Origin of the sequence: Terriglobus roseus (assembly GCF_900105625.1) — a bacterium.
GTDB classification, from domain to species: domain Bacteria; phylum Acidobacteriota; class Terriglobia; order Terriglobales; family Acidobacteriaceae; genus Terriglobus; species Terriglobus roseus_B.
In genome coordinates this window covers 2,628,380-2,655,026 of sequence record NZ_FNSD01000001.1, presented here as the reverse complement: position 1 = coordinate 2,655,026, position 26,647 = coordinate 2,628,380, and the positions used below count along the sequence as shown (strand labels likewise).

At 60.6% G+C, this 26,647-nt stretch carries 21 protein-coding genes; 7 read left to right on the top strand and 14 right to left on the bottom strand.

What is annotated here, in order from left to right:
* Window positions 1-61: 61 nt before the first annotated feature.
* Both BLW03_RS10965 and accD read right to left on the bottom strand, forming a co-directional pair.
* On the bottom strand, window positions 62-2,962 hold the full coding sequence (locus tag BLW03_RS10965) for a protease pro-enzyme activation domain-containing protein (RefSeq protein WP_083350471.1): 2,901 nt from the start codon (window positions 2,960-2,962) through the stop codon (window positions 62-64).
* Window positions 2,963-3,331: 369 nt separating this feature from the next.
* Window positions 3,332-4,171, bottom strand: a complete 840-nt coding sequence (gene accD / locus BLW03_RS10960) for an acetyl-CoA carboxylase, carboxyltransferase subunit beta (RefSeq protein WP_074654033.1) — start codon at window positions 4,169-4,171, stop codon at window positions 3,332-3,334.
* Window positions 4,172-4,262: 91 nt separating this feature from the next.
* On the opposite strand from accD, the gene BLW03_RS10955 reads away from it, so the two are divergent.
* Window positions 4,263-7,466, top strand: coding sequence for an FG-GAP-like repeat-containing protein (locus BLW03_RS10955; RefSeq protein WP_074654031.1), 3,204 nt, complete (start codon window positions 4,263-4,265; stop codon window positions 7,464-7,466).
* 151 nt (window positions 7,467-7,617) lie between these two features.
* On the opposite strand, the gene dnaN is transcribed toward BLW03_RS10955, so the two are convergent.
* Window positions 7,618-8,808, bottom strand: a complete 1,191-nt coding sequence (dnaN, locus tag BLW03_RS10950) for a DNA polymerase III subunit beta (protein ID WP_074654030.1) — start codon at window positions 8,806-8,808, stop codon at window positions 7,618-7,620.
* Window positions 8,809-9,790: 982 nt separating this feature from the next.
* Here dnaN and BLW03_RS10940 point away from each other — a divergent pair.
* Window positions 9,791-10,396 (top strand): hypothetical protein, encoded by a 606-nt coding sequence (locus tag BLW03_RS10940; protein ID WP_074654026.1) that lies wholly within the window; start codon window positions 9,791-9,793, stop codon window positions 10,394-10,396.
* A 271-nt stretch (window positions 10,397-10,667) separates the two neighbouring features.
* On the opposite strand, the gene BLW03_RS10935 is transcribed toward BLW03_RS10940, so the two are convergent.
* Window positions 10,668-11,798, bottom strand: a complete 1,131-nt coding sequence (locus tag BLW03_RS10935; RefSeq protein WP_074654024.1) for a Gfo/Idh/MocA family protein — start codon at window positions 11,796-11,798, stop codon at window positions 10,668-10,670.
* Between the two features lie 212 nt (window positions 11,799-12,010).
* On the opposite strand from BLW03_RS10935, the gene BLW03_RS10930 reads away from it, so the two are divergent.
* Window positions 12,011-13,786, top strand: a complete 1,776-nt coding sequence (locus BLW03_RS10930) for a M20/M25/M40 family metallo-hydrolase (RefSeq protein ID WP_348270843.1) — start codon at window positions 12,011-12,013, stop codon at window positions 13,784-13,786.
* 210 nt (window positions 13,787-13,996) lie between these two features.
* Here BLW03_RS10930 and BLW03_RS20640 read toward each other — a convergent pair whose 3' ends face one another.
* The 5 genes from BLW03_RS20640 to BLW03_RS10910 form a co-directional block, all read right to left on the bottom strand.
* Window positions 13,997-14,167, bottom strand: coding sequence for a hypothetical protein (locus BLW03_RS20640; RefSeq protein ID WP_170835020.1), 171 nt, complete (start codon window positions 14,165-14,167; stop codon window positions 13,997-13,999).
* Between the two features lie 126 nt (window positions 14,168-14,293).
* Entirely contained in the window at window positions 14,294-14,524 is a 231-nt protein-coding gene (yidD, locus tag BLW03_RS10925) for a membrane protein insertion efficiency factor YidD (protein ID WP_244502048.1), read from the bottom strand.
* 35 nt (window positions 14,525-14,559) lie between these two features.
* Window positions 14,560-15,042 (bottom strand): ribonuclease P protein component, encoded by a 483-nt coding sequence (rnpA, locus tag BLW03_RS10920; RefSeq protein ID WP_074654019.1) that lies wholly within the window; start codon window positions 15,040-15,042, stop codon window positions 14,560-14,562.
* 107 nt (window positions 15,043-15,149) lie between these two features.
* Window positions 15,150-15,305: a 50S ribosomal protein L34 gene (rpmH, locus tag BLW03_RS10915; RefSeq protein WP_014787855.1), complete on the bottom strand. Its 156-nt coding sequence runs from the start codon at window positions 15,303-15,305 to the stop codon at window positions 15,150-15,152.
* 207 nt (window positions 15,306-15,512) lie between these two features.
* Window positions 15,513-15,725: a hypothetical protein gene (locus BLW03_RS10910; protein ID WP_074654017.1), complete on the bottom strand. Its 213-nt coding sequence runs from the start codon at window positions 15,723-15,725 to the stop codon at window positions 15,513-15,515.
* Window positions 15,726-15,843: 118 nt separating this feature from the next.
* Here BLW03_RS10910 and BLW03_RS10905 point away from each other — a divergent pair, with 118 nt between their 5' ends.
* The gene (locus BLW03_RS10905; protein WP_074654015.1) at window positions 15,844-17,730 is read left to right on the top strand and encodes an alpha-L-arabinofuranosidase C-terminal domain-containing protein; all 1,887 of its coding nucleotides are present in this window, start codon (window positions 15,844-15,846) and stop codon (window positions 17,728-17,730) included.
* Between the two features lie 11 nt (window positions 17,731-17,741).
* Here BLW03_RS10905 and BLW03_RS10900 read toward each other — a convergent pair whose 3' ends face one another.
* Window positions 17,742-20,159 (bottom strand): FG-GAP-like repeat-containing protein, encoded by a 2,418-nt coding sequence (locus BLW03_RS10900; RefSeq protein WP_074654013.1) that lies wholly within the window; start codon window positions 20,157-20,159, stop codon window positions 17,742-17,744.
* Between the two features lie 510 nt (window positions 20,160-20,669).
* Here BLW03_RS10900 and dnaA point away from each other — a divergent pair.
* Window positions 20,670-22,127 (top strand): chromosomal replication initiator protein DnaA, encoded by a 1,458-nt coding sequence (dnaA, locus tag BLW03_RS10895; protein WP_074654012.1) that lies wholly within the window; start codon window positions 20,670-20,672, stop codon window positions 22,125-22,127.
* A 113-nt stretch (window positions 22,128-22,240) separates the two neighbouring features.
* On the opposite strand, the gene BLW03_RS10890 is transcribed toward dnaA, so the two are convergent.
* Together BLW03_RS10890 and BLW03_RS10885 are read right to left on the bottom strand one after the other, a co-directional pair.
* Window positions 22,241-22,432, bottom strand: coding sequence for a TIGR03435 family protein (locus tag BLW03_RS10890; RefSeq protein WP_083350469.1), 192 nt, complete (start codon window positions 22,430-22,432; stop codon window positions 22,241-22,243).
* Window positions 22,422-22,754 carry a DUF4267 domain-containing protein gene (locus tag BLW03_RS10885; protein WP_244502047.1) on the bottom strand — a complete coding sequence of 111 codons (333 nt, stop codon included), beginning with the start codon at window positions 22,752-22,754 and terminating at the stop codon, window positions 22,422-22,424. The genes BLW03_RS10890 and BLW03_RS10885 overlap by 11 nt, the downstream gene beginning before the upstream one ends.
* 85 nt (window positions 22,755-22,839) lie before the next feature.
* Between BLW03_RS10885 and BLW03_RS10880 the strand changes: the two genes are divergently transcribed.
* Window positions 22,840-23,493 (top strand): TetR/AcrR family transcriptional regulator, encoded by a 654-nt coding sequence (locus BLW03_RS10880; protein ID WP_244502046.1) that lies wholly within the window; start codon window positions 22,840-22,842, stop codon window positions 23,491-23,493.
* Between the two features lie 7 nt (window positions 23,494-23,500).
* Here the strand turns inward: BLW03_RS10880 and bla are convergent, their stop codons facing one another.
* A complete protein-coding gene (bla, locus tag BLW03_RS10875) occupies window positions 23,501-24,364 on the bottom strand; it encodes a subclass B3 metallo-beta-lactamase (protein ID WP_074654006.1) in 864 nt (287 codons plus the stop codon).
* Between the two features lie 145 nt (window positions 24,365-24,509).
* Here bla and BLW03_RS10870 point away from each other — a divergent pair, with 145 nt between their 5' ends.
* The gene (locus tag BLW03_RS10870; protein ID WP_074654004.1) at window positions 24,510-25,547 is read left to right on the top strand and encodes a galactitol-1-phosphate 5-dehydrogenase; all 1,038 of its coding nucleotides are present in this window, start codon (window positions 24,510-24,512) and stop codon (window positions 25,545-25,547) included.
* A gap of 67 nt (window positions 25,548-25,614) precedes the next feature.
* Here the strand turns inward: BLW03_RS10870 and BLW03_RS10865 are convergent, their stop codons facing one another.
* On the bottom strand, window positions 25,615-26,616 hold the full coding sequence (locus tag BLW03_RS10865; RefSeq protein WP_074654002.1) for a tetratricopeptide repeat protein: 1,002 nt from the start codon (window positions 26,614-26,616) through the stop codon (window positions 25,615-25,617).
* Window positions 26,617-26,647 lie beyond the last annotated feature (31 nt).

Here is a 26,647-nt window from a genome sequence, read left to right as displayed (position 1 = left end):
GCGTCCGGGAACGCAAAAAGCCGCCCACAATGGGCGGCTTTCTATTGAGCGTTGCGACGCGTTACTGGACGGTCAGGGTGAAGCTCGTGGTCGTGCTCAGCGTGCCGGAAGTGCCGGTCACAGTGATCACATACGTGCCTGCTGAGGTCGTCGTGGCCGCTGTAGCGGCTGATCCGCTGCTGCTGCAACCAGTCATGCCGACCGTAAGCGCCGAAAGGGCGACTGCGATCAGCACACCGGCACGCACGCGCTTACGAAGCGTGAAGCAGGCCAGCAGACCGGCAGAGAACACCACTAAGCCAGCGCGCGGACCGGGCAAGCCAGGCTGCGTTGGCTTCGTGTCGAGCTTTGCCAAGGTCGAACTCTTCAGGGCCGAGCTCGACGCGCAGCCAGTTGTCGCGGTGTAGATGGTCATGGTGGAGCTGACTGCGGCACTGGCCACGGTGGCCGTCGGCAGAAGGTAACAACCGGCAAACGTTCCGGTCGAGCTGGTCAACGCTGCCGAAAAGGTCACGGCACCCGTAAAGCCACCGGCCGGAGTTACCGCGATGACATTAGTCGTTGAGCCTCCTGCGGAAGTCGTCACCGTCGAGGAAGCGGCTTTCAGCGTGAACGAGGGTGTGACACCCGTAGACGTTGTGGGAACCGTCAGCGTCAGCGTGCCAGAGCCTGGCTTGTACACCGCGTTGCCAGCGTAGTAGACGAGCACGGTGTGCGAGCAGGCAGACGTCGCCGTACACGCTGGGACGGCGTAGGTGTAGTTCGCCGTACCGCTGGAGAGCGCGGTGGCGGTCGACAACGCCGTTCCGTCAACGATGACCGTCACGGTTCCCGTCGGGGTTGCGCCCGAACCGGCAACGGTGATCGACAGTAGATCCGTGGTGCCGCCCGTCGGCGTGGATGTTGCAGCGGCTACTACGACGCTCGGCGTCAGAAGTGTACTGGGGTTAGCGATCGTGGAGAAGGCGGCCTGCAGGCCGGTGGCAAGGATAGAACCAAGGCCCGTGACCTGGTCATAACCCGTTCCGGCGGAGAAGCCCATTGTGCCATTTGTGGTGGCACTGGTCGACGAGCAGCCGGTAGTGCCACCCTTGCAGGTAACGATGTTGTTGCCGCTGGTGATGTCCTGGAAGATGCTGCTGGCGGATGACCCGGCAGCCAGCGTATACAGGCTCGGATTGATGTTGCCCAGCGAAGCACCGCCATTGGCCTGCTCGACGACAGCCAACATTGCTGCGAACACCGGCGCTGCGGCTGAGGTGCCACCCACCAGGCCTCCGCCGCCATTCGATGTGCCGAAACCAAGGTTGGAATTCGAGCAGGTAGAACCCTGACTGCAGACGATGTACGCGTGCTGCTCCACGGCTGCCGGGAAGGCGACGTCCGGCACGTCACGATGGCTATCGGCGGGCACTCCGGTGCCGGTCTGCCAGCTTGGCTTGTTGAAGATGGCACTCGCGCCGCCGCCGCTTGCCGAAAGCGAGCCGTAGGCCACGGTGTCGTTCCAGGCCACCGCTGGCATGGGTCCGGTGGTTCCCGGGACCGTGGCATTCACCGATCCTTCGAAACTGTTGTTGGTGGAGCTCCAGAAGGTGGCGCTATCGGTATTCAGCGCAGTTCCGCCCACAGCGGTCACATACATCGAAGATGCAGGATAGGAGACGGAGAGTCCGCCCGTGGCCACCAGCGATGCGGTAGATCCTTCGCAGCTTGTCGCGCCCGTATCGCCGGACGACACCATGATGGTCTGTCCCTGCACGTTGGCCTGCTTCAGCACGGACTCAAACGGTGTAGTTCCTGCCGTGGCGAAGGTTGTGTACGACGATTCGCAGCCGCCGTAGCTCAGGGTCAGGATCGGTGCCACCGCATTGGTCACCGCGTAGCTCAGCGCATCGAAGACGCCGTTGCTGCCGCAGTTGGTGGTACCGCTGAGAACACCGGTGCTGGTAGTGCTGGTGCAGCCCGTATAGATGAACTGGATCGAAGCGCCCGGGGCTACGCCGCCGGAGTACTCCAGGTCGAGTTCGCTCTCGCCCTCATCACCATCCACCTTGTTGCTGACACCGGTGTTCGGCACAAGGATCATCGTGGGCAGCTTCACGGTCTGACCCGTCTTCTGCTGGAAGTAGGTCAACTGGGCGGTATCTACGGCCGACTGGCCGATGACGCCGATCTTGACGCCTGTTCCGTCAAAGCCCGAGCTGATCAGAGTGTTGACCCCAAAGATCTGTCGAACGTCCCATGGCACCAGATAGTGCGCCGCGGTGCTGGTGGTGTAGTCGCCGGTCAGCTTCGCCTGAGGGGCAGCGATGTGGCGTGCGTGTGGGACCGCGCGGAAGCTGCTGATGCCGGTGATACCGCCGACCACATCGGCCAGTGCCGCAGGAATCGAGGGAGCCGTGCTGTTCTCAAAAAACTCGCGGCCATCGCGGCGGTAACGCTGCATGGAAACCGCGAAGGCGCTTTCAACCGTTGAGGCAGTACCGGAAAAGGTGATGAAGTTGCGGCTGGGTGCAACGGCGTCGACGGTGAAGCCACGGGCCTGCAACCAAGCAGTGAGCGTAGAGAGATCCGCGTCCGCCAGGCCGAATCGCGCTCCATACTGCGCGGGCGTCAGCCACTGGTGATAGGCAGCGGACCCGGGGGTCTGCTGGTCCACGACCAACTGATCCAGGTCAGCCTGCTGCGCGGCCGTAGGCTTCAGGTACAGCTTCATGCCGGTCACCGCAGTCTCGCCGGAGAGGTGTCCGATGACCTGCGAGTTCTCCAGACGTTCCTTCGGGCTGGCGGGCAGAGCGAATCGGGCAGCGGTGGCCGCGGGAACCGCTGCCAGCCGCGGAGCAGGCGTCTGCGCCGTCGCGTGCAGCAATCCGGACAGCATCAGGCCGGAGACAAAGGCAGTGCGAGCGGTACGGAGCATCAATCGCGCCTTGGAAGACATCACGGGGGGAACAGGTGTCATGGAGTGTTTTCAACCCTTTGAAGCCAACCGTGCCGTTATGCGGCGTACGGTCTTGTCTGCGGAGAGGACTCCGCGCGCTGGCATTTATGTGTGTGACGAGATACTTTCTCCCGAGTAAACACCGGCCCGAGCAGTTTGTCGTTCCCCAGCAGGTTGTAGAGCCCACGAATGATATCGTTCTGCGCGCGCGGGGCGTGAGATGAAGCAGGTGGCTTCAGCCCTCACACGGACCTGAGATAGTGGCGGGAAAGCCTCATTGGTGGACAAGGCATCAGGGACAAAAGGCGTATGCGTCATCGGAAGACGCGATCATTGCGCTGTGCGCGACAACCCTCTGTTCCCCACCCCTTTTTCTCAGACCCGATGGGTCTAGGCAGACATCCAGCCGAACGCGCGCTCGAGGTAAGCCTTCAGTTCCTTGCGCGGGACAACCGCGTCCAGGAAGCCGTGCTGTAGCAGGAACTCACTGCGCTGGAAGCCTTCGGGCAGCTTCTGGCGGATGGTTTGCTCGATGACGCGGGGACCAGCGAAGCCGATCAGTGCGCCGGGCTCTGCGATGTTCAGGTCGCCCAGCATGGCGAAGCTGGCGGTCACGCCACCCGTGGTGGGGTCCGTCATCAGGCTGATGTAGGGCACCTTCGCGTCTGCGAGGCGGCCCAGCGCGGCGGAGATCTTCGCAAGCTGCATCAGGCTGGCAATGCCCTCCATCATGCGCGCACCACCGCTGGCGCTGATGATGAGCAAAGGAGCACGCGTTTCGAGCGAGCGGTCAACGGCGCGGGCGATCGTCTCACCCACCACTGCACCCATGCTGCCGCCAATGAAGCTGTATTCCATGGCGCTGATCACAATGTCGCGCTCGCCGAGCTTGCCAATGGCATTGACGATGGCGTCATTCAGGCCAGTCTTGGCCTGCGCTTCGGCCAGCCGCTTTTTATAAGGTTTCAGGTCGGTGAAGTTCAGCGGGTCGGTCGATACTAGTTCCATATCGACAAGCTGGTAGCCAGGCTCCAGCAGGTTGTCGATGCGGGTGCGGGCGTCCATCTTGAAGTGGTGGCCGCAGTGGGGGCACACACGCATGTTCGCGTCCAGCTCCGCGCGAAAGATGGCCTTGCCACAATCCGGGCACTTGACCCAAAGGCCCTCCGTGCGGACCGTCCGCTCAGAGTCCGAAACAATCTCGTTATCCAGCCGCTTGAACCAACTCATCGCTGATAAGTTTACCCCTTCACCCGATGTCGGGTACGGAAGGTCGCAGCGGTGCAGTAAGCTGGTGCCACTTCCTGTACCGGAATCCCTCATGCCTGTCCTGCGTCACTGCCTTGCCTCGCTCTGCCTTTTTGGTGCTCTCCTGGCCGCGGGTACATCCGCACATGGCGAGTCCTTCCGTAATCCCCGAAGGATTGCCACTGAAACCGATCCCAACAGCGTCCTGGTTGCTGACCTGGATGGGGACGGACATCTGGATGTTTTGTACGGTGTCCTCTCCACACGGACGATCCACACGCTTCTCTGGCGCAGCGGCGATTATCAGCCTGGGCCGACGGTATCTCTTCCCGCGAGCGGCAAAGTCAACTGTGGAACTGCAGACGTGGACGGCGACGGCCACCTGGATCTGCTGTGTCCCGCAGTCTCTTTGGGCGCCACCACGAACAGTTACCAGAGCTCCCTGCTGTTCTACAAGGGTTCGGGCGATGGCAGCTTCGCTGCGGCTGTCACGTCACTCGTCACGCAGACCGCGCCGTTTCAGATTCCCCTTACATATCCGGTCGTTTCCACCATCGCGGATGTCACGCGAGACGGCATGCCCGACGTACTGATGGTCGATCCGCAGGCTGGCGTGAGCTACATGATGGTCAATCGCGGCGGCGGCACGTTTGTCGCGGGTGGGTTCGCCAGTGGTAGCAACGACATCCCCACCTTGTCTGATATCGATGGTGACGGCGTTCCCGACCTGATTTCCTCGAACGGACCATTCGTAAATCTCAGCAAGGGAGACGGCAACTTTGGCAACAACCTGGGGACTTCACCGATCTATACCGGCTGCGCGTACCGGGATCTGGATGGTGACGGGAAGGCCGATGCTGCATGTTCCTATTCATTCTCTGCCACCGCGAACGGTCTCTACATTCTGCGTGGCAATGGGGACGGCACCTTCAACGGCAGATCACCCATCGTCGCGGCGACTTACCCTGGCGGTCCTGGCGGTGGGGCCGGGATGGCATCCCTTGCGACGGTGCGGCAGATTCTTGATTGGGACGGAGACGGGAAGTTGGATGTCTTCGGCACATCCAATGACGGCTTCACCACGATTCCTGCCCAGGGAAACCTTCGTTACGGAACACCGCGCCAGGTTATCGCCGGGTATCCACCGCAGAAAGCCACGATCCAAACGGAGTTCCCTGCCTATCAGATTGCAGACCTGAACGGCGACGGACTGCCGGACATCGTTGCACTTGGACCCAGCTGCATTCTGCTTAGTTTGTCCGGTGCATCCGCTGGACTGGCGCCGCCCGTACCATCCGTTGCCACGGCCCCGGGCGATGCCCTCAGCTACGCGGCACTGGCCGATTTCAATGGGGATGGGGTGGCGGACGTGGCAGCCACCAGCGACAGTGACCTCACTCTGGTTACAGGCAAAGGTGATGGCACTTTCTCAGCGCCCATCACGATCGCGACGGCCGGGCTCGACTTGAAGTCGAGCTACACGCGTCCGACACCGCTGCTTTCCGGCGACTTCAACGGCGACGGCAGGCAGGACATCCTGGTGGCAAAGCCGGCTAGTTTCAGCGGAAGCCGGGAGGTTTACCTCATGACGGGAACGGGTGACGGCAGATTTGCCGCGCCCATGATGACCTCCGGCATCCTGTTGCCGACTGTGTTTGACGACTTCTATTCCGGGGCAAACCGCCCGGTTGCAGATATCAATCACGATGGTCGCGATGACCTGCTGATCTTCCCAAACGACACCACAAAGCCGCCGGTACTGCAGATTTCTCTTAGCACTGGGAATGGCACCTTCCGCACTGTGTCGACATCCATGCCCTACGAGATGGCCGGTACTTTCTATGCGCACATCACTTACCCGGTTCTGACCGACGTCGATGGGGACGGGGACCTGGACGCGGTGTTCGCAACGTCGGCCCATGCGTACGTGATGCACGGGAACGCAGATGGAAGCTTTGACACGATGGGCGTTGTCAGTCTTCCCATCCCGTCTGCTGGCGATCTGACGACCGCGCCCACTCCTTCCGTTACCGCGGGTGACTTCGATGGGGACGGTCACCGCGATATTGCGATCGTTTCTACCCTGAAGCAGCCGCAGGGGAACGTTCCAGGGTTAAGCATCTGGTACGGCAAAGGCGATGGCACGTTCAACAGTCCAGTCACACACATCCTCACCCGGCAGTATTACGACATGGTGGCCGCTGACCTGGACCGTGACGGCAACGATGACCTGGTGCTGAAGAGCAATGTCAACTTCCTGTCTTCTATTGGGGTGATCAATGGTCAAGCGGATCGCTCGGTGAGCAGCGAAAGTCATTACGTTGCAGGGCAGGGTCTGTCCTCCCTTTTCGTGAGGGACCTCAATGGAGATGGCCTTCCGGACATCCTTGTCGCCAACGGAGAAACCAACCAGCCACCGGATACCGTAACTGCACTCTTGAATCTAGGAAATCCGGAGAGCGTCGGGGGGACCGTCCGTGGTGATCCAGAGCCTTCACTCCCAAACCAGACCTTTGACATCGTCGCTGCGCTGATTCCCGTGGACAACACAGCTCTATCAGGAACGGTGACCTTTGCCCTGGACGGTGCGACCGTCGGGACAGCTCTCCTTGCGAACAACACCGCACGCGTGACCCATACCGGCGCGGTCGCCGCCGGTACCCATACCATCACCGCTGCCTGGCCTGGCGATGCCACGCATCCCGGAGTGAAGCTTATGGGCAGCCATATCGTCACTTTGCCGACCACGGCTGGCCAGAGTGACTTCACCCTCACCGCGTCGACCACGACCCTGACCGCCTACACCGTGGACGACGTCACATTGACGGTAAGGGCCGCTCAGATCGGCTCTTTCACTGACAGTCTGAATCTGACTGTCACCGGACAGCAGGCAAGGCTGTCCGCGACCGCCTCGCCTACGAATATCTCCCTTGGCGCGGCTACTTCGGGCACTGCTCTCATCAAGATTCACACGGGTCTCTCGCCGCTGGCGCTGAACCGCTCCCCTCTGGGTTCCGCTGGGAAGCTAGCTGCCTTCGCCGGTCTACCATTCGGATTGTTGCTTGCAGCGCGGAAACGACGAGCCGGGACATGGCTTCTGTTGGCAATCGCAATGGTCCTTTGCGGTGCCGTGACGGGATGCAGCGTGCCACCAACGGACATCGGCCTGGCGCCCGGCGTCTACCATCTGCATGTCACGGCAACAGGCGCACAGACTGCTGTGACGCACAGTGTGGACGTTACGCTCACCGTCAACCAATTCCCACCCCGGACATAGGCTTCATACACACCGCAAAGAGAGAAGAGCCCGGCGCATAGCCGGGCTCTTCTCTCTCTTGATCTTCGACAGGCCAGGCTCGAAGCCGGACTATCACGATTGCGCTTACCAGCACTGACACGCGAAGCGTCAAGGCCTCGATGGCAGACCGTCAGATGCGCATGGGCATCAGGATGTAGCGGTACTTCTGGTCCTCGTTGGCGTCCTCGGGGCGCATCTGGCCGGCGGACTGGGCGTCCTTGAACTCCAGGCGGACTTCGCCGGTGTTGCCGATGGCCTTGAGGAAGTCGATCAGGTACTGCGAGTTGAAGCCGACGACGAGCGGGTCGTAGTTGTAGGGCGTCTCGATGATGTCTTCCGACTCGCCGGAATCAGTGGACGAGGACGAGATGCGAAGCTCGTTCTGCTCGAGGCGGATCTTGATGGCACCGGAGCGCTCGTCGGCGAACTGCGCCACGCGCTGCAGGGCTCCCATCAGGTCTTCGCTGCGGACGATGACGAACTTGTTGTTGTCACGCGGCAGGACCGCTTCGTAGTTGGGGAACTGGCCGGTCAGCTTGCGGCTGGTGAGGACGCGGCCACCCATACGGAAGAAGAGGGTGGTTTCGTCATCGGCAAACTCGACGAAGTCATCGTCCTCGCCGGAGCCGGAGGCGAGCAGCGACTGTAGCTCGCCGAGCGCCTTGCGCGGGATGAGTGTCTTCTTCTCACCGGTGATGCCTTCGAGGGTCTCGCCCAGGCGCTCGATGTGCGCCAGGCGGTGCCCGTCGGTGGCCACCATGGCCATACTCTCAGCCTTCAGAACGAGCAGCGCGCCATTCAGGGTGTAGCGGCTCTCTTCGCTGGAGATGGCGAAGATGGTCTTCGACACCATGGAGCGAAGGGCGGGCGCAGCAATCTTGATGGCGCTGGCGGCCGGGAACTCCGGCACCTGCGGGAAGTTGGCGCGGGCCATGCCCACCATCTTGGTGTTGGAGCGGCCGGCACGGATCTGCACCCAATGGTTGTCCATCAGCTTGATGGAGATTTCGCCCTCGGGAAGCAGCCGGATGTAGTCGTACAGCTTACGCGCGGGTACCGTGCAGGCGCCGGGCTTCTTTACCCTCGCGGGGCAGCTGGTGCGCAGGCTCTGGTCCAGATCGGTCGCCGTAATGGTCAGGCGATCACCTGCTGCCTCAAAGAGAAAGTTCGACAGGATCGGGATGGTCGTCTTCCGCTCGACGACGGACTGCGCAGCCGTCAGCTCCCGCAGCAGCTCCGCACGCGAGACAGAGATGTCGAGGTTGCCGGTGGGTGCGGCTCCATTGGTTTCAAGCGAAAGCGGCGAAGCGGTCGTGGACACGGGAGAAACCTCCGGAACAAATGCGGGCGATACGAAAAGTCAGATCCAGAACAGCGGCAGCGGTCTACCGGGCCTTCGAGCGGCCCATCGCATCCTGCGGCCAGCGCTGCCTGAGTGGTACTCAGCCTACCACCGCGCGAAAGCCTTTCCTAGCGCGTTTGTGTTGCCGAAGCGCCGCAGGTGCGGGCCGAAGCGCGGTGTTGCTAATGGCCAATCGTAGCGCGAGAGCGAGGTGTGGAACGCCGGGATTTCCGGTGGGAAACCTGTCTCTTGCCGGATCTGGGACAACGGATGCCAGAGCCCGGTCCGAAGCCGGGCTGCAGCGGAATTTTGTGACGGCAAGGAAATGCGCGAAAGCGCGTCGGGAGCGCACGAAGTGCGTGCGAGTACTGGCTTCTAAGAAACATAGCTTTAAGAAGACTTATTGCCCGTAGTAGTAACCGTTGTCGCTGGAAATGTGGATACTTCGCCTAAGCATCAGTAAACAAGGGTCTTAGGGTGTGTACCGGATTCAGAAAACCCGTCCGCAAAAAACGAATAAGCAGAACAACAGGCACGGTCGAGGTGTGCGTATCCTCAACCGCCCTGGCGATTCACAGCGATCCACCGGTCCGGGCAGACATCGCCGCTGCGCTTAAGTGGAAAGACGGCGAACAACCGCGTCAATGCTGGGCTATAAGGCGTCCCCGCGATCCACAGGGGACCCTCCTGGCCTGAGGAAAGCGTGGTTTTTACGATTTTTCCTCGGTGGGCTCCCAGCCTGTGGCAAAGGCGTCCGCTGCGGCAGGCTGCGGCATACTTGGAACCCGCTCCTGTGCCGAGGCGCGGAGCACCCAGATCCTCCGTTTGGCTACTGCCTGAAGGGCGTCGTCATCGCAAAAAAAACCGTCGCGCTGCGCGGGAGAGTGTTCGTATCTCGAAAGAAAGGTCCATCGGAGGAACTGGGGGACTATCGAAGAGGCTTCTGGTACCTTGGCTGCGCATGCAATCCACGACCTCATCCCTTCGCAGAGCGTTCCTGATCTCCACGCTTTCCTTTGCCGGGGCTTGCGCTGCTGCGCAGACTGCCCCAGCGGGTCCGCCTTCTTCAGGGGCTGCTCCGACGCCTGCGCCCGGCGCGATCGCCTCACATCCGGAGTGGCCCAAGGCAAATCCTGATGATGTGAAGAGCCCGCAGGCGATCATCGCAGCCGTCTCGGACGCCATCTCCGGAGAAGCCGGAACTCCGCGCGACTGGCAGCGGGTGCGCTCACTCTTTGTGCCGGTGGCTGGACGGATGGTAGTCACACGGGTGCCGAAGACCGGTCCTTCCGACGTGACGGTGCTCTCGCTGGACGACTATGAGAAGCGGGCGGGCGGGCGGACGTTCTACGAGAGACCCATAGCCTATGACGTGCAGAGCTTTGGGCGCACGACTCATGTCTATGAGTCGTATGGCATTCGGCATAAGGCGACGGATGCTGAACCGTACGTCCGCGGCGTAAACAGCTTTGAGCTGCTGTTTGATGGAACGCGGTATTACATCCTGCAGATCTTCTGGGATACGGAGCGGCCGGACAATCCGTTGCCAGCGAAGCTGAGCAAGTAGTTGGCGCTACTCTGAGGGCCGAGAGAGATGGGCCACTAAAATTCTTGCCATCGTGCGCAGAACGGAGCGTCTTCCCATTGCAGTCGAAGGGTCTGCATTCTGCTCGTCCTGGCACAGATGCTCACGACGGGGCGAAACAAGCTCCCCGCATATTTTTGGCGCTCCGGAAGAATGCAGGTCCTTCGACTTCGCTACGCTCCGCTCAGGATGACAATTTAGTGGGGTCGTGAAAAGAAGCTGTTTCGTTCAGAATGAAAACTCTTTGAGCGCGCTACCTGGCGGGTAATGGCTTCAGCGTGACGGTCTTGCCGGAGCGGATGCTTTCGCGGGCGGCGTCCAGAATTTGTACGACGATCACGTTCGTCTCCAGCGAGGAGAGGTCGCCGCTGGGATTGATCTCGTGGTGCAGTACTGCGGCGAGGTAGTCCAGCGAGTTGCTCTGGTTCTGAGGCAGCGCGGGGGCGGGATGCGCGGGCGTCTCCGTCTTTTCTCCCTTATAGCGGGTGACGATGTCGTTACCGGCTACCGTGAACAGTTCGCCCAGGTTGCCGTACACCTCCATATTCTTCACGGCAAAGCTCCAATCCCAGGATGGCATCAGGATGGCCTGCATGCCGGGATAGGCGACGATGACGGTCGCATCATCCTCGGTGCGTGAGTAGATGTCCGGCTTGTGGGTCTGGCCGATGGCCGTGACGCTCAGCGGCGTTTTCCCGCCGTTGATGACGGTGGCAAGGTCGGCGCCGTAGCAGCCGAAGTCAAAGAGTGCGCCCGCACCGTTCTGTTTCGGGTCTGTGAGCCAGGGCAGCCACTCCGGCCCTACACCAATCTCCTTCGGACCTTCGTGACCGTCGCGCACCAGAATCTTACGCACAGTGCCCAGCTTGCCATCCTTGATCTCTTTCAGGGCTTCGGCGTTGCTGTTGTACCAGGTGGTCTCGTAGTTCACGAGCACCTGCACGTGGTGGTCCTGCGCGGCTTTGCGGATGGCGAGAGCATCTTCGACGGTGGTAGTCAGCGGCTTCTCGACCATGCTGTTCACGCCGTGGTTCGCTGCAATCTCGATGACCTTACGGTGCTCTGCGATGGTGCCGTAGCCCAACACCGCGTCGGGGTGCAGTTTGTTCAGCATGGTCTCTTCGTCGGTGTAGAAGAGCGCGGGGTCGAGCTTGTACTGGGTGGCGTACTGCTTCGCAAGCGCCTGGTCCGGTTCGACGATGGCGACCAGCTTTGCGCTGGTGCTGCTGGGCAACGAATGGAGGAAGCCTTTCACATGGCCATGCGTCAGCCCGACGATGGCAACGCGGATGGGCGTACCTGCCGCGGTCTGAGCGTGTACCGGAGCGAAGGGGGCCACCAGGAGGGCGAGTCCCGGGAGGATGGCGCGGATGTTTCGAAGCATGATGACCTCAGGATCGGTTTCGCCGCGCGGATTCGTCGGCGTTGGTATCGCAGAGCATCCTACCCACGCCAAGCGGCGGGTATCACGGACAAATGACGTATGTCGTGAAAAGGCAAGGAGTACACAGGACGATTCGGTAAGCTGATCCTGTTCACCAGATACCACCACGTTGTTCTTAACCACCTTTTGGAGGCTTTACCCCGATGCATTTCATGGGAGCACTTCGCCGCGGCGTTTGCGCGGTCACACTGTTGTCAACGATTGCTGTCACTGCCGTGCCGGTTGCTCTGGCGCAGGCTGCCAAGAAGGTGCCAAGCTACTACGGCCCGCAGCCCGCAACGGAAGACATCGACCTGGGCATCTACGCGCAGATCCGCACGGAAGGCCTGTCGCACTCGCACGTCATGGAGTACATCAGCGGCCTTAGTGACGGCATTGGACCGCGCCTGACTGGGTCGCCCAACATGAAGAAGGCGAACGAGTGGACACGCGATCGCCTGACGGATGCGGGCCTCGTCAATGCTCATCTGGAAGACTGGGGCGAGTTCGGCATGGGCTGGAGCCAGGTGAATAGCTGGGCGCGCATGATCACACCGGATACCGAGCCGATCTGGATCCAGGCTGCACCGTGGTCGCCCGCGACAAAGGGCACCGTGTCTGCCGATGCCGTTCTCATCGAATTGAACTCTGAGGCCGACCTGGCGAAGTACAAGGGCAAGCTCGCCGGCAAGATCGTGTTGCTGGGCGCGCCGCACACCATCGTCGATCTCACCGATCCGCTCTTCCATCGCTACACCGAAGAAGAGTTGAAGGAGATGGAAGGCCCGGAGACTCCGCGTGCCGGTGGCGTAAACATCGCAACTCTGCTTGCAGAGCGGAATCGCGCGACGGCACTGCGTACCGCTGCGCTGAAGATGATGACGGAGGAGGGTGTTGCTGCCATCCTGTCGCCCAGCCGCGATGGTGGCAAGGGCGGCGGTACCGGCATCATCTTTGACGACAACGGAGCCAACCTGATCCGCGGCGCACAGACCCGCGCGAATGCCGTGATGGTGCCCAACGCCGTCACCACCGTCGAGATGTACGGCCGTCTCTATCGCCTGCTGAAGGCAAGCGTTCCCGTGAAGATGGAAGTAAACATCGACGTCGCTTTCTCCGGCGACCACGAGCATGGCTTCAACACCGTCGCAGAGATCCCTGGCACGGACCCGAAGCTGAAGGAGCAGGTCGTGATGGTCGGTGGCCACCTGGATAGTTGGATCAGCGGTACCGGCGCCACGGACAATGGAGCAGGCTCGGTCGTTGCCATGGAGGCTGTGCGCATCCTGAAGGCAATCGGCGTGAAGCCGAAGCGGACCATTCGCATTGCGCTATGGAGCGGTGAGGAGCAGGGACTGTTCGGCAGCCGCGGGTATGTGAAGCAACACTTCGGTGAGGTGACGGTCCTGCCCGGCGCACCCATGGGACCGACCGGTCAGCCGGTTGCCAACGGCCCGCTGAAGACTACCAAGGAGTGGGAGACGCTGGATGCGTACTACAACCTGGACAACGGCACGGGCCGCGTCCGCGGTGTGTACACGCAGGGCAACTTCGCCATTGGACCCATCTTCGCGCAGTGGATCGCGCCGCTGAAGGACCTCGGCGTAACGACCATCACCCATCGCAACACGGGTGGCACGGATCACCTGTCGTACGACGCGCTCGGACTGCCGGGCTTCCAGTACATCCAGGATCCAATGGATTATGAGACGCGCACACACCACAGCAACATGGACACGATGGAGCGCATCCATGCGGCCGATCTGCAGCAGGCTGCTGTGGTGGAGGCGATCTTCCTCTACAACACCAGCGAGCGTGAGGCGATGATGCCACGCAAGCCGTACCCGCACCCGGAACTGAACAAGGAGCACGATGCGCCGTTGAAGAACCTGTTCCCGACGGCAGTACCGGCTCCAGACGCAGGCAAGCCTGGCGCTCCTCAGCAGTAATCTCTTGGAACGGTTAACTTAATTAACGAACCATTGCGGGTGGGGACATCAGTCCCTGCCCGTTGTCTTTGCGCACGGGACGCGATAGTTTGTGCTGACTTCAGTACGAGCAGAAAAAAGACACGGGCCGAAGCGCCTCACCTTCATGTTGAGCCGCTTCAGCCGGGGCCTCGTAGCCAGCGTGGTACAGAGGGATGGACCACTGAACGGTTAGGAACCGAAGGTGGTGACGCCAATACCACCGATGCCAACGCCACCATCGATCGTGCTGTTGCGAAGGCTGATCTGTGCGTCCGCAGCGCGAACGACGTGCATGACAGGTGCGTTCCACTGCTTGGTTGCGGTGAGTGAACGAGTGCTTGAGGAGGGGGGATTTTCCATAGGTGTGACTCCTTTCGTCCATAGTCGGAGAAGGCGTCATTCTGGCAAAACCGCTTTAGCACGTTTTGATATCACTTTGTGCATTTATTCTCGTGACCCCTAAAAATGCCACGAATTCAGGTCATTTCAGCGCTCCGGAACGTTATCCAGGCCTCCCTTACTGAAGGGGTGACAGCGTGCGATGCGCCTGAGGGCGAGCCATGATCCGCGCGCCACGCCGAAACGGGCGACGGCGACCTCTGCATACTCAGAGCATGTCGGCGTGTAGCGGCAGTTGGTGAAGCCCATGCTGTGCAGCATCGGCGAGAGTACCCGGCGATAGACCAGCAGAGCGGCGCGGGCAGACGCGGTTGGCATCGACAGCTGCTCCTCGTTGCCGGACGCGCCGTCTGTCATCGCCTCTCTATCTCCACAGGAGAGAACTGCGCCGGCGTGACGGCCGCTTTCGGTGCACTGCACTGCTTCCGCACGGCACGGAAGACATTCGCGACCTCGCGCTGCAGCTTGTCCCAGTCCAGCAGCAGCACGCTGCGGCGCGGGTGCAGAATCACATCAATCTCCAGACCAGCCAGTAGACCGGCATGCTGGGCGACGGCCGCGCGCATGCGTCGCTTGATGCGGTTCCGATCGTGCGCCTTGCCCATCACCTTGCCGACGGTCAGGCCGATGCGCGGGCCAGCGTAGGGAGTTCCGTGAAGCAGCTCATTCGGGTGTAGCGATCGCACGGGCATGGCATCGCGACGGGCGCAGAACCAGGTCAGCTCCTTCGCATGCTGCTTGCGCGAGGCGTTATAGGCACGCTGATAGTCCGCATGCTTCCGCAGACGCAGGTCAGCGAAGGCTATTTTGCTGGCCGGATTGAGGAAGGAGGTCATTGGCGCGAACTTATTCCGTCTTCGCTTCGCTCGGTGGACGCAGCGGAGACAAAAGGAAAGGGCGCGCTTGTGGCGCGCCCTTTCGGATATCGATGGTGAGGCGCGAACTAATCGCGGAAGCCAGCGGAGACGGCGATCTTATGACGACCCTTGGCGCGGCGGCGGTTCAGCACGTTCTGGCCGGCCTTGGTCTTCATGCGGGTCAGAAAGCCGTGGGTCTTGGCGCGGCGGCGGCGGTTCGGCTGGAAAGTGCGCTTCGGCATCGTAGATCTCCTGCGCTCGCGTGCAGAGACCCCATGTCAGGTGGGGCAGCAGCGCTGAGCTGTAAAGTGGATGTCCCGTCCGGCGGGCGGTTACAGCACCCTGCCAGGCCACGCGCATCGCAGAAGCGGCGCATCGCGGACAACTCAACCATCGTACCCGATTTTCCTCAGATCTCCAACTTTAAAGCGCGGCGAAGAAGCGGTGGGTCAAAGGTCTTCGGCGAGCGCGCGGTTTACCAGATCGATGGGCAACGAAAGCATGTGGGCGACGTCTTCCGGCTTCGAGCCAGTCCGCACGAGGTCTCGGGCCATCGCAAGCTGCTTCGCCCGGTGCGATTCGCTGGGAACAAACGTCTCCGAGAGAAAGTCGCTTTGCGCTCCCATGCCGCGACGGTCGGGATAGCCACGCTGCTTCGCCATACGTCCTCCCGGCCTTCTCACCAAACTTGTAGCACAGGACTGGATGCGGGGCTCCGTTCTTTGGGAGGCAAAGAAACGGACGGGTCACGATACGATGTTGCCCTTGAGGAAACTACCCATGCATCTGTTCTCTCGCGTCGCCGTACTGTCTGCCCTCACCTGCGCTGTGGCACTGCCGGCACAGCAAGCCGCGACCCTCATGGTGCAGGCGGACAAGTCGTTGCACGCCGTCAGCCCAACGCTCTACGGCCTGATGACGGAGGAGATCAACTACTCCTACGACGGCGGCCTGTATGCGGAGATGGTGCGTAACCGCGCCTTTGGCCGCGACTGGTCGGGCGTAAAGAACTGGTATCTGGACAACCTGGGCGACGCGCAGGCGACGATGAAGCTGGTGACCGATGATGGTCCGTCCGATGCCCTGCTGGGCAGCCTGCGCGTTGATGTTACGGCCGCAACATCAACTGCGCCCGCGGCTCTTCGGAACGACGGTTGGTGGGGCATGGCGCTGAAGCCCGGCACCACGTATGCGGGGTCCTTCTATGCGCGTGGCGATGTGGGTACGGTGACGGTGTCGCTCGTGAATAACAACAGTGGCAAGACGGTGGCCACGGCAACTGTCGATGGCGTTACCGGCGATTGGAAGCAGCACACGTTCATGCTGAAGACCGGCGACAGGGTCGAGGCCGGGTCGGCCAACCATCTGCTGCTGAGCTTCGCGAAGCCGGGGTCGATCTCGCTGCAGCTTGTATCGCTATTTCCGCCGACCTACAAGGGACGCGCGAATGGCAACCGTCCGGACATCATGGCGATGATGGCAGAGATGCATCCGAAGTTCCTGCGCATGCCCGGCGGCAACTACCTCGAGGGCGACACTGTCGACGAACGATTCGACTGGAAGGCGACGCTTGGTCCACTGGTCGACCGCCCCACTCATCGCAGCCCGTGGAACTACCAGTCGACGGACGGCATGGGGTTACTGGAGTTTCTGGAGTGGACGGAAGATCTGAAGATCGATCCGGTGCTGGCGGTATACGCCGGTTATTCGTTGAAGGGCACGCACATCGGTCCGGGGGCATCCATGCGTCCCTATGTGGACGAGGCGCTGGAGGAGATCGAGTTTGTGACCGGCGATGCCTCGACCAAGTGGGGCGCGGTGCGCGCGAAACTTGGACACCCGGCGCCATTCCCGCTGACCTACGTGGAGATCGGCAACGAGGACAACCTGGATCGGTCGGGCAGCTACGAGGCTCGCTGGCCGCAGTTTGCAAAGGCGATTCGTGCGAAGTATCCAAACCTGAAGCTGATTGCGACCGCGCCCGTGAAGCATGGGCCGCAGCCGGATGTGGTGGACGACCACTACTACAAGCGTGCGGAAGAGTTCTTCAGCATGGTCGACCACTACGACAATGCGGACCGCAAGGGACCGAAGATCTTTGTGGGTGAGTGGGCGACGCGTGAAGGTGCTCCCACAACGAACATGGGTGCCGCGTTGGGCGATGCCGCTTGGATGACGGGGATGGAACGCAACAGCGATCTGATTGTGATGGCCGCGTACGCACCGCTGTTCGTCAATGTGAACCCCGGTGGCATGCAGTGGGAGAGCAACCTGATCGGTTATGACGCGGCCAGCAGTTACGGCTCGCCGAGCTTCTATGCGCAGAGCATGTTTGCCGAGGCGCTCGGGACGGATGTTCCGACTACCTCCATCACCGGTGCGAACAAGCGCTTCTTCTACAGCGTGACTCGCGATGCTTCCAAGCTCTACGTGAAGATCGTCAATGCATCGACGGAGCCGCAACTGCTGGATGTGAAAATCGACGGCGCCGCCGTGACGGGTGAGGCCACCCTGGCAACACTGCACGGCAACAGCCGGTCGGAGACCAATACGATCGATGATCCAAAGCACATCGTGCCGGTCACAACGAAGCTGCGGGCGGCAGCGGCAACGCATCGCACCGTCGCTCCCCTGACGGTGGAAGTGTTGACGCTGCCGCTGAAGTAGACCTCCAACGCCTACTGCACGTTGAGGGTGTAGGCGGTGGTGGTCTGCGCAGCGCCAGAGGTTGCAGTGACGTTGAAGGTGTACGTCTTCGCCGTGGCTGTCGAGGAGGAACCGCCACCGCTGCAGCCTGCCGCGCCGATTAGTGTGACGGAAACAGCAAGCGCTATCAACGTGTTACTGACAAGACGGCGACGCCGTGACGCGCCCGCGATGCCAATCAGGCACACACCCGCGAGCATGAGGTCGCCACTGTTGCGGCGCAGGTTACGCAATAGGCTGACGGTCGAAGTGACCGCTACGGTCATGGTCGTATTGCCTGACGCTGCACCGCTGACCGTAACGCTGGCTGGCGAAAAAGAACACGACGCACCCGTCGGCAGGCCGCTGCAAGTGAAGGCAACAGAGCCGCTAAATCCGTTCTGCGATGCGACCACGATGGCCGACGTCGCTGAACCGCCTCGCGATGTTGTCAAGGTCGTGTTAGCGCTGGAAGGGCTCAGGGTGAAGGCGTTGACTGTAGTCGCAGTGATCACAACCGAAGCCGCGGCGGTATTGGCGTCGCCCGCGTAGCTCGCTGTGACGGTTTGTGTCCCGACGGTCGCGAAGGTGTAGGTGATCGACGCGTTGCCACTCACGTCCAGCGTTGCGGTGCCAAGTGTCGTGCTGCCCGCAGTGAAGGTCACAGCGCCAGTTGGCCGAACGGACGGAGCAGACACCTTGACGGCTAATGTAACAGGCTGTGCGATCAGTGCAGGATTTGGAGAAGACGCACCGGTGACGGTCGGCTGCTGCTGACTGACGCTTACCGGTGTCGAAGGAGAGGTACTTCCCTGGAAGACACCTCCGCCACCGTATACCGCGTACAGGCTATGCATTCCTGCAGTCAGAGATGACGTACTGAGCTGCGCAATGGATCCGGCACGTCCAAGGACCACTGTTGGCTGCAGGTTGGCCCTCGATATATTGAGCACATTGGTAAATGAGAAGTAGTAGTCTGCCAAACCGTCTGCGTTCAGGTCTGCCTGCAGCATTCCGAAAGAGGGAGTCGTCGAGTAGATCTGAGTCCAGAATGTTGCCCCGGCCAGGTTCGAAGTTGACGTGAACGTTCCGTCTCCCTTGCCGAGGTAAGCGTAGCCTGCGGAATCGACAAGATCCTGTTTGCCGTCGCCATCGATATCTGTAGCGATGATGGAAACATAGATGCCGTTGAAGTTACTTGGATTCGTTGGAGCGATCAACACAGAGGCGCTGGCTAAGGGATCAGCAAACGTTCCGTCGCCGTGGCCCAGGTATACATACAAATCATCCGAACCTGCACTGGGCCCCGCTCCCGAGCTAACGGCCACATCCTTCTTTCCATCTCCATTGAAGTCTGCCGTGACGACTGTGAAGCCTCCATTGCAAACCGCGCTGCAGCTTTGCGGTGCAAAGGTTGCACTGCCCGGGGCAAACGTTCCGTCGCCATTGCCAAGCGTGAGTACGCCAATATGAGGAGTTGTAGCGCGCTCAGGCAAGTCGATGATCGCATCGAGCTTGCCATCTCCGTTCAGGTCCGCTGTCACGATCTTGCTGATGCTAAGCTGCCCCAGGGTGCTCGCAAGGTAGACCGGGGAGACACCCGCAAGACTGAAAGTTCCGTCTGCATTATTGCGGTACGCGAGGATAGCGTTCTGAATGTCAGGGTACGTACCTGTCCAGTTGCCCAGCAGAAGGTAAGGCAACCCGTTGCCTTCAAGGTCAGCAGTTGCCATGGTCGAGAAGTAAGCGGACCCTAGCGGTCCGGCTGCCGGAGTAAAACCTGGGGGCGTTATCGGCGCCGCGAATCCGCCCACTCCATCGCCAAGGAATACCTGCAGGTTCGCACCGTCGGGTGCGCCCGAAGCCGCTGGTGATAACGATACGATGTCCAGCTTTCCATCATGATTGAAGTCGATGATGACAGGTGATATCAGCCGATAGGTCTGCGCTGTCTTCGTTGTGAACGAGCCGGAACCGTTGTTGAGGAAGACCTGGAATGCAGTCGAAGCGGAGGCCGAGCTGTAAGGGATTGGTCCGTAGGAAATCACATCGGCCTTACCATCGCCGTTAAAATCTGCTGATAGAAGGACACCAGCAGCTGCAGGATCGATGGCGCCCAGCATGGTCGCCAAGGGAACCGCCGTTGGGGAAGCTACGGTCGCGCCGATCAGCGGTGCGGTGCCAATGCTTGTCCCGCCTTGGGTGGGACTTCCGTCATATACGGCGAGAGTACCGTGAGGACTGTCTGCGGAGTTCTGCGATCCAACCACTGCTGCTGAGAGTGCGACTGACCCTCCCACCTTGACGGAGGCGGGCGTAGCAGTCAACGTGGTGCTGGTGCTTTGCGCAGTCGCGGAAAGTGCAGAAGAGGCGAAGAGAAGACCAAGAGCGAACAGACGAGCAGTGAGCATGAAGTGACTCCACCAGCAGATTAGCCGGGCATGAAGAGTATTCCTTTGCGCAACGGGAAGCACAAGCGATACGGCGCATTAGATGTTCCAAAGTGGGACCGCAAATACACTCTGCTGCCATCGGTGGCAAGCGAAATCACCCAAACAGGGAATCGCGGATGGCTCTTCTTCTTGCACCTGCACCACGTCTCGTGCAAGTGATTTTCTTGCAAAAATATTTGCGATATGGCCCTTCCAGACGGCCCTCGTCATCGTGCTACCATCAGTTTCGTTCTACCAAGCTAGTGGTCAAGACGCTTCTACGTGACCTCTGTTCCACCTAACCGATCGGTCCTGCTACGGCATCGCCGACGGTCTTCAAACGACTCCGAAGAACTCGCTGTCCGGTCCTGCTGTCTGGAGCGGAAGAGGGTTTCTTTGCTTTAAATTTTGCTCCGGCTGTCGAGCGTAATGCTCATGGTCAACAGTGACAGCTCTGGCCAAGGCCGGTAGCGCAAGGAAAGAACCCTGATGTCTTTTGCCCCAACGGTATCGACCGTATTGAACTCGCAGAACGCCTGGATGCGGATCCTCGGCGCGCTTGAGATGAAGGTCAACCGGCAGTCGTTTCACACCTGGTTGAAGCCCACACGCTTCTCGCACGCCAACGGCCGCATCGTCTTTGTGCGCATCCCCTCGGCTCAGTTCCAGCACATTGGCGATCGATATGCCGACCTGATCCAGGAGGCGATCGACAACCTGTCGCTCGAAGTGGATGAGGTGCGATTTGTGACAGCCGAGGATGATCCTGCCGCGCCGAAGTCGCGTGAGGATGGTGGTTTCGCACCGCTGCCCTCGCATTCGCCGAATGCACCGCAGGGTTCGGGTTCGCCGTCGGGCAGCCATCGCATTGCCGGCCAACCGCTGCCGCAGATGCCCAGCGCGGAGCAGGCCAAGTTCGACTGGAACACAGCCGCTCAGCTCAACCAGCGTTACCTATTTGAGAACTTCGTGATCGGCAGCGGTAACCAGTTCGCCCATGCCGCCTCGCAGGCCGTTGCAGAACGCCCGTCCAAGGCCTACAACCCGCTCTTCCTGTACGGCGGTGTGGGTATGGGCAAGACGCACCTGATGCATGCCATCGGCCATGAGGTGAAGCGTCGCAACCCGCATGCCACGATCTCGTACGTTTCCGGCGAAAAGTTCACCAACGAAATGATCGACAGCATGCGCAACAACCGGCAGACCAGCTTCCGGGACAAGTTCCGCACGGTCGATGTCCTCCTGATCGATGACATCCAGTTCCTCGCCGGCAAGGAGCGTACGCAGGAAGAGTTCTTCCATACGTTCAATGCCCTGCACGAGAGCATGAAGCAGATTGTCATCGCGAGTGATCGGCCCCCGAAAGAGCTTGCGGACTTTGAAGACCGCCTGCGCTCGCGCTTCGAGTGGGGCTTGATCGCCGACATTCAACCGCCGGATCTTGAGACCAAGGTCGCCATCCTGCAGAAGAAGGCGGAGAGCGAACAGACGGTTCTGCCGACCGACGTCGCGATGTTCATTGCAAGCAACGTACGGACCAATGTGCGTGAGCTTGAGGGTGCACTGATCCGCCTGGTTGCGTGGTGCTCATTGCATGGCGTGGAGATCACGCTCAGCACCGCACAGCAGTGCCTGAAGCAGTTCATCGATACGCAGGTGCGCAAGATCACCATCGAAGCGATTCAGCGCGCTACGGCTGAGCAGTTCGGTATGAAGATCAGCGAGCTGAAGCAGAAGAACAACAGCCGCCAGATCGTTGTGCCGCGCCAGATTGCGATGTACCTGGCAAAGCAGATGACGGAAGCTTCGCTGCCGGAGATCGGTCGCCAGTTCGGTGGCAAACACCACACCACGGTGATGCACTCGATCTCGAAGATCGACGAACAGCGCCGCACAGACAAGGCTCTGAACAGCACCATCAGCAAACTGATGGAGACGTTGAGCTAAACACACTCCTAAGCTCTTAGGAGAGCTGAAGGCCCGGCGCGAAGCCGGGCCTTTCTGTCTTGCGACACAATCTGCTGTCGCTATGGCTGGCACTTCACACGTGGGAAGCCCTGCTAGTTTGCGCCCGGTCTCGCCATTGCATCGACAGCCAACACCTGGACGGGACCTTTTGCCGGCTTCAGCTCCAGTCCCAGTTGCTCCCGCATTGCGGTGAACAATCCGGGCACCGCGTCGTCCTGTGTCGGCGCCAGTTGGTCCGGCATCCATTTCAGTGTGAAGTCGTATCGCCCGGATCTACACGGCATGCATCAAGAGCAATCCAACAGCAAGCATCACAGCGCAGGTTGCACCATGAACTGAAAACGCCTTGGATTTTGAACCTCCGGACGCCAGGATGATCGCCATATCTCCGAAGGGGATGATGGCATACACGATAAGCACCATACCGACCGCATGCTTGTTCATGACCGTCAACAGGAGCAGCACAACAAGGCCGGACGCGACATCCCGAATCCCTTTCAGACGCAGCCATGCGCGCGTGTCCGCATCGGGCGCTGGTGCCCGCAGCCCAAAAGACCCCGCGATGCGTTCCGGGGCAACCAGATAGAACGAACCGATGACGAACACCGCCAGTGCGATGAGAGCGGCGGTGCAGAACGAATATGTACTGAGCATCGTTATATCTCCGATATAAAATCTAGCAACGCTATATATGATCGGCGACCGACCTCCCGGGATTCAGCCTTCGTCACAAAAAACTAGCAACGCTATAATTATCTCGATGGCGACACCGGAAGCAGGTAAGCGAATTGCAGACAGAAAACGACGGGACCGGCAGGCCCGTGCGGCCCAGATCGTCGCGGCTGCCCGGCGGATCGCGGAATCGGAAGGCTGGCCCAATGTCACGGTCCGGCGGCTCTCCGACGAGATCGCGTACAGCCAGCCTGTGCTGTACGCACACTTCGGGAGCCGCGACGGGATCCTCGCCGCAGTTGCCGTAGAGGGCTTTCAGGAGTTGGGGCAAGCTCTGGAGACGGCCAGAAACCGTGGGAAGCGTGGCAATCCGCTTGAGTCGGTTGCGATTGCCTACCTGGAGTTCGCCACGTCATCCCAGTCGCTGTATGAAGTCATGTTCTCGCTTGGTCTGACGGTGCCGTTCGACGAAGCGGCGACACCTCAGGCGATGCGCTTTGCATTCTCACAGCTGCTGGTGCTGTTCGAGGGCGCTGCGCGATCCGAGGTGCGCGCGGAGCTATTCTGGGCCAGTCTGCATGGAATTGCGGAGCTCACAAGAACAAAGCGATTTCCGCTCAGCCGTCAGAAGGAGCGCGTAAAAACCCTCGTCGGGATTTTCACGCCAGCGTGATGCAGAGTCACTTCCCGGCCTTCTCTGCAGCCACTTCCTTACGGAAGTTTGCTTCCTTTTCCGCCAGCGCAGACTTGTAACCCTGCGGGTCAATCCAGACCTTTTCGCCCTCGGTCTTCATGCGTTCCAGCTTGGGCAGCATGTTGAAGTACACGCCATGTGCGCCAAGGAAGATGTCGCACGGATACGTCCTCATCGCCGCGAAGGTGTGGTCGAAGTCGCGTTCGATGCCGGGATAGGACTCGGTCTTGCCGTTGGCTGTAACCAGCCGCACCGCAGGATTCCAGGCCCATCCGCCCACGATGACAACATTGCGGGTGACACCTCCGTCATGCGTCTGCATCGTCCACGTGGTGGTGCCCTTGGTGTGGCCGGCGGTCTTATGCGCGACGACGGTGGTGCCGCCCAGTTCGACCTTCTCACCGTCACGCAGAACGCGGTCCACGTGCGACGGTGGAAAGTGATCGAGCGTGGTGTCATAGTCGGTGGCGCCGCCGCTCTGCATCACGTCCACGTCGCCATCCATCACCATGTGGGTTGCGTGCGTCTCTTTTATGACTTCGGCGGCGCCGGCGGCGTGATCATAATGCGCCTGGCTGCTGAGCAGGATCTTCGTGTCCGCCCATTGGAAGCCGAGCTGCTCGACGCTGTGCCGGATTTGAGCCGGCGATGTCTCAAGATTCGCGTTGATCAGGATGTTGCCCTTCGGCGTCGTCACCAGATAGGCAGCAAGGTCGCGTGAGCCCACGTAGTACAGGTTGCCGGAGATCTTGAAAGGCGCGATCGGCGTCGTCCAATCCGCGGGAATCGCGGCGTGCAGGGCATGCGTGGCGACGAGGATCAGGGTGGCGACGATCAACTTCAGTCTCATGGAAATTCCTTCTGGTGGAGCTTGCACAGCAAGAGTACGCGGTAGCCGCGGCCAATCTGCCGCGAGCGTAGTGCAATCGACGCGAGGATGAATCTAGATGCGCAACGGCCTCCGCGCGTAAGCTGGTTGCGTGAGGAAATGACGGATGAAAGCGTTGATGCTCGAAGAGTATTCGCACCTGGAAGTCGTAGATGTTCCGGAGCCTGCATGCGGGCCGGACGAGGTGTTGATTCGCGTGGCCGCGTGTGGCATCTGTGGCAGTGATGTGCACGGTTATGACGGCAGCAGTGGCCGTCGCATTCCGCCGATCATCATGGGTCATGAGGCTGCGGGTACGATCGCGAAGGTTGGCGCTGAGGTGAAGGACTGGAAGCCTGGCGATCGCGTCACGTTCGATTCGACGGTCTACTGTGGTGCGTGCGCCTTCTGTGCCGAGGGACTGGTGAACCTGTGCGACTCGCGGCAGGTTGTGGGCGTTTCGCCGGGTGACTATCGCCGTCACGGCGCCTTTGCGGAGCTGGTCAGTGTGCCGGCTCGCATCCTCTACCGTCTTCCGGATGACTTCAATTTCACCGAAGCCGCGATGCTTGAGGCGGTTTCCATCGCTCTGCATGGTGTGAATGTCACGCAGATGAAGGGCGGCGAATCCGCGCTGGTGATCGGTGCGGGCATGATCGGTCTGCTGACCGCGCAGGCCGCGCGTGCGGCAGGATGCAGCTCCGTGATGATTGCGGACGTCGATGCAGCACGCCTGGAGATGGCGAAGGATGTTGGCATCCCTGACACGCTGCACCTCAGTGGCAGTGAACTGGTTGCAGAGATCCTGAAGCGTACGAATGGGCGCGGAGTGGATGTGGTCCTGGAAGCGGTCGGTCGCGCGGAGACTGTTGTTGCGTCCATCGAGTGTGTGAAGCGCGGCGGTACCGTGACGCTGATTGGGAACATTCAGCCAGAGGTCCCGCTGCCTCTGCAACGCGTGGTCACACGCGAAATCCGACTGCAGGGTTCGTGTGGTTCAGCAGGCGAGTATCCCGAAGCAATTCGGCTGATGGCGAGTGGCGCCATCACGGTGAAGCCGCTGATCTCGGCCGTGTCGACACTGGACGAGGCTGCTGGATATTTCAGCCGGTTGCATGGCCGTGAAGATGGACTGCTGAAGGTGGTCGTTACACCGGGCGCCTGAGCGCGACGCACGTGAGTCAGTGGCAGACGCGTCGTCTTGGAGCTCTGCCACTTACATCGGGCTGGCGTTAAGGCAGCGCGGCTATGGTGAGGATGCACCTCGCGCAATTCTCTTTCATGCGGAATGCGCGCGCGCTTTCAATCGAGCGGCTCATCAGATCTGCGCGCGCACCTTGGTGGGTTTCTTTCAAGAAATCGCGATACAGGGTCATGGACGTGATGACGACGGGATGCGTTTCCCCCAGCGCAGTTTTCATCCTGTCCAGGCCGGTCTGGAACTTCCGGTCTGCTGCTTCGGTATCGCCGTTCTTCCACGTTGCAAATCCAAGCGCAACATCCGCGTGCGCTCGCTCCAGTGACTCCGGCGCGAAGTCGCGAGTCACGAGCTGGTCCGCCATCTCGGCCGAACGCATGCATGCGGCAAATGCGGACTGCTTGCACTGAGCGAATGTCAGGGTGATGTAAGCGGCTACAAGTGTGTTGCCGGGTTTCTGGGACACCTGAAGTTCCCCGCTGTACGCAGGCTCCCTTGAGCTGGTCAGGATCACCTTGGCAGCTTCCGCATCTTCCTGGGCCGCTTTGTAGCGATGCTCCGCAAGCAGGATCTCTGCGAGGTGCTCGTGACTGCGAGCCAGGTCGACCGGGTTTCCGATCTCGGATCGAATCGCGAATGCTTTCTGGCGCACACGCTCCGCATCTTTCAAGTCCCCGGTTTCGATATAGACCTCACCAAGGTTGTCGAGCGCCGTTGCATAGTTGACCCGGGAGTCGACACTCTTCGCGAGCAGCGGCAGCGCCTGTCCGTAAGCACGCAGAGCGGCTTCGATTTCGCCGCTGCGTTGGTACGAAGAGGCGAGTAAGGCCCAGGCATAGCCAAGCCTGGCCGGCGCAGCATTTTCCGTTTGTGTCCTGTGGAGCAGATCCAGGTAGGGCTGGTGAGCGTTGCCGCCGTAGTTCGGCGTCACTTGCGCGGATGTCGATCGGGTAAGAAGAAGAAAGGCGACGGTCAGCAGACACTGAGCGGTGACCGTGTGACGATAGAAAGGAAGCAACGAACGGTTTGGAAACATGGGTTCCCTTTCGCGATTCGCGATGATTTTT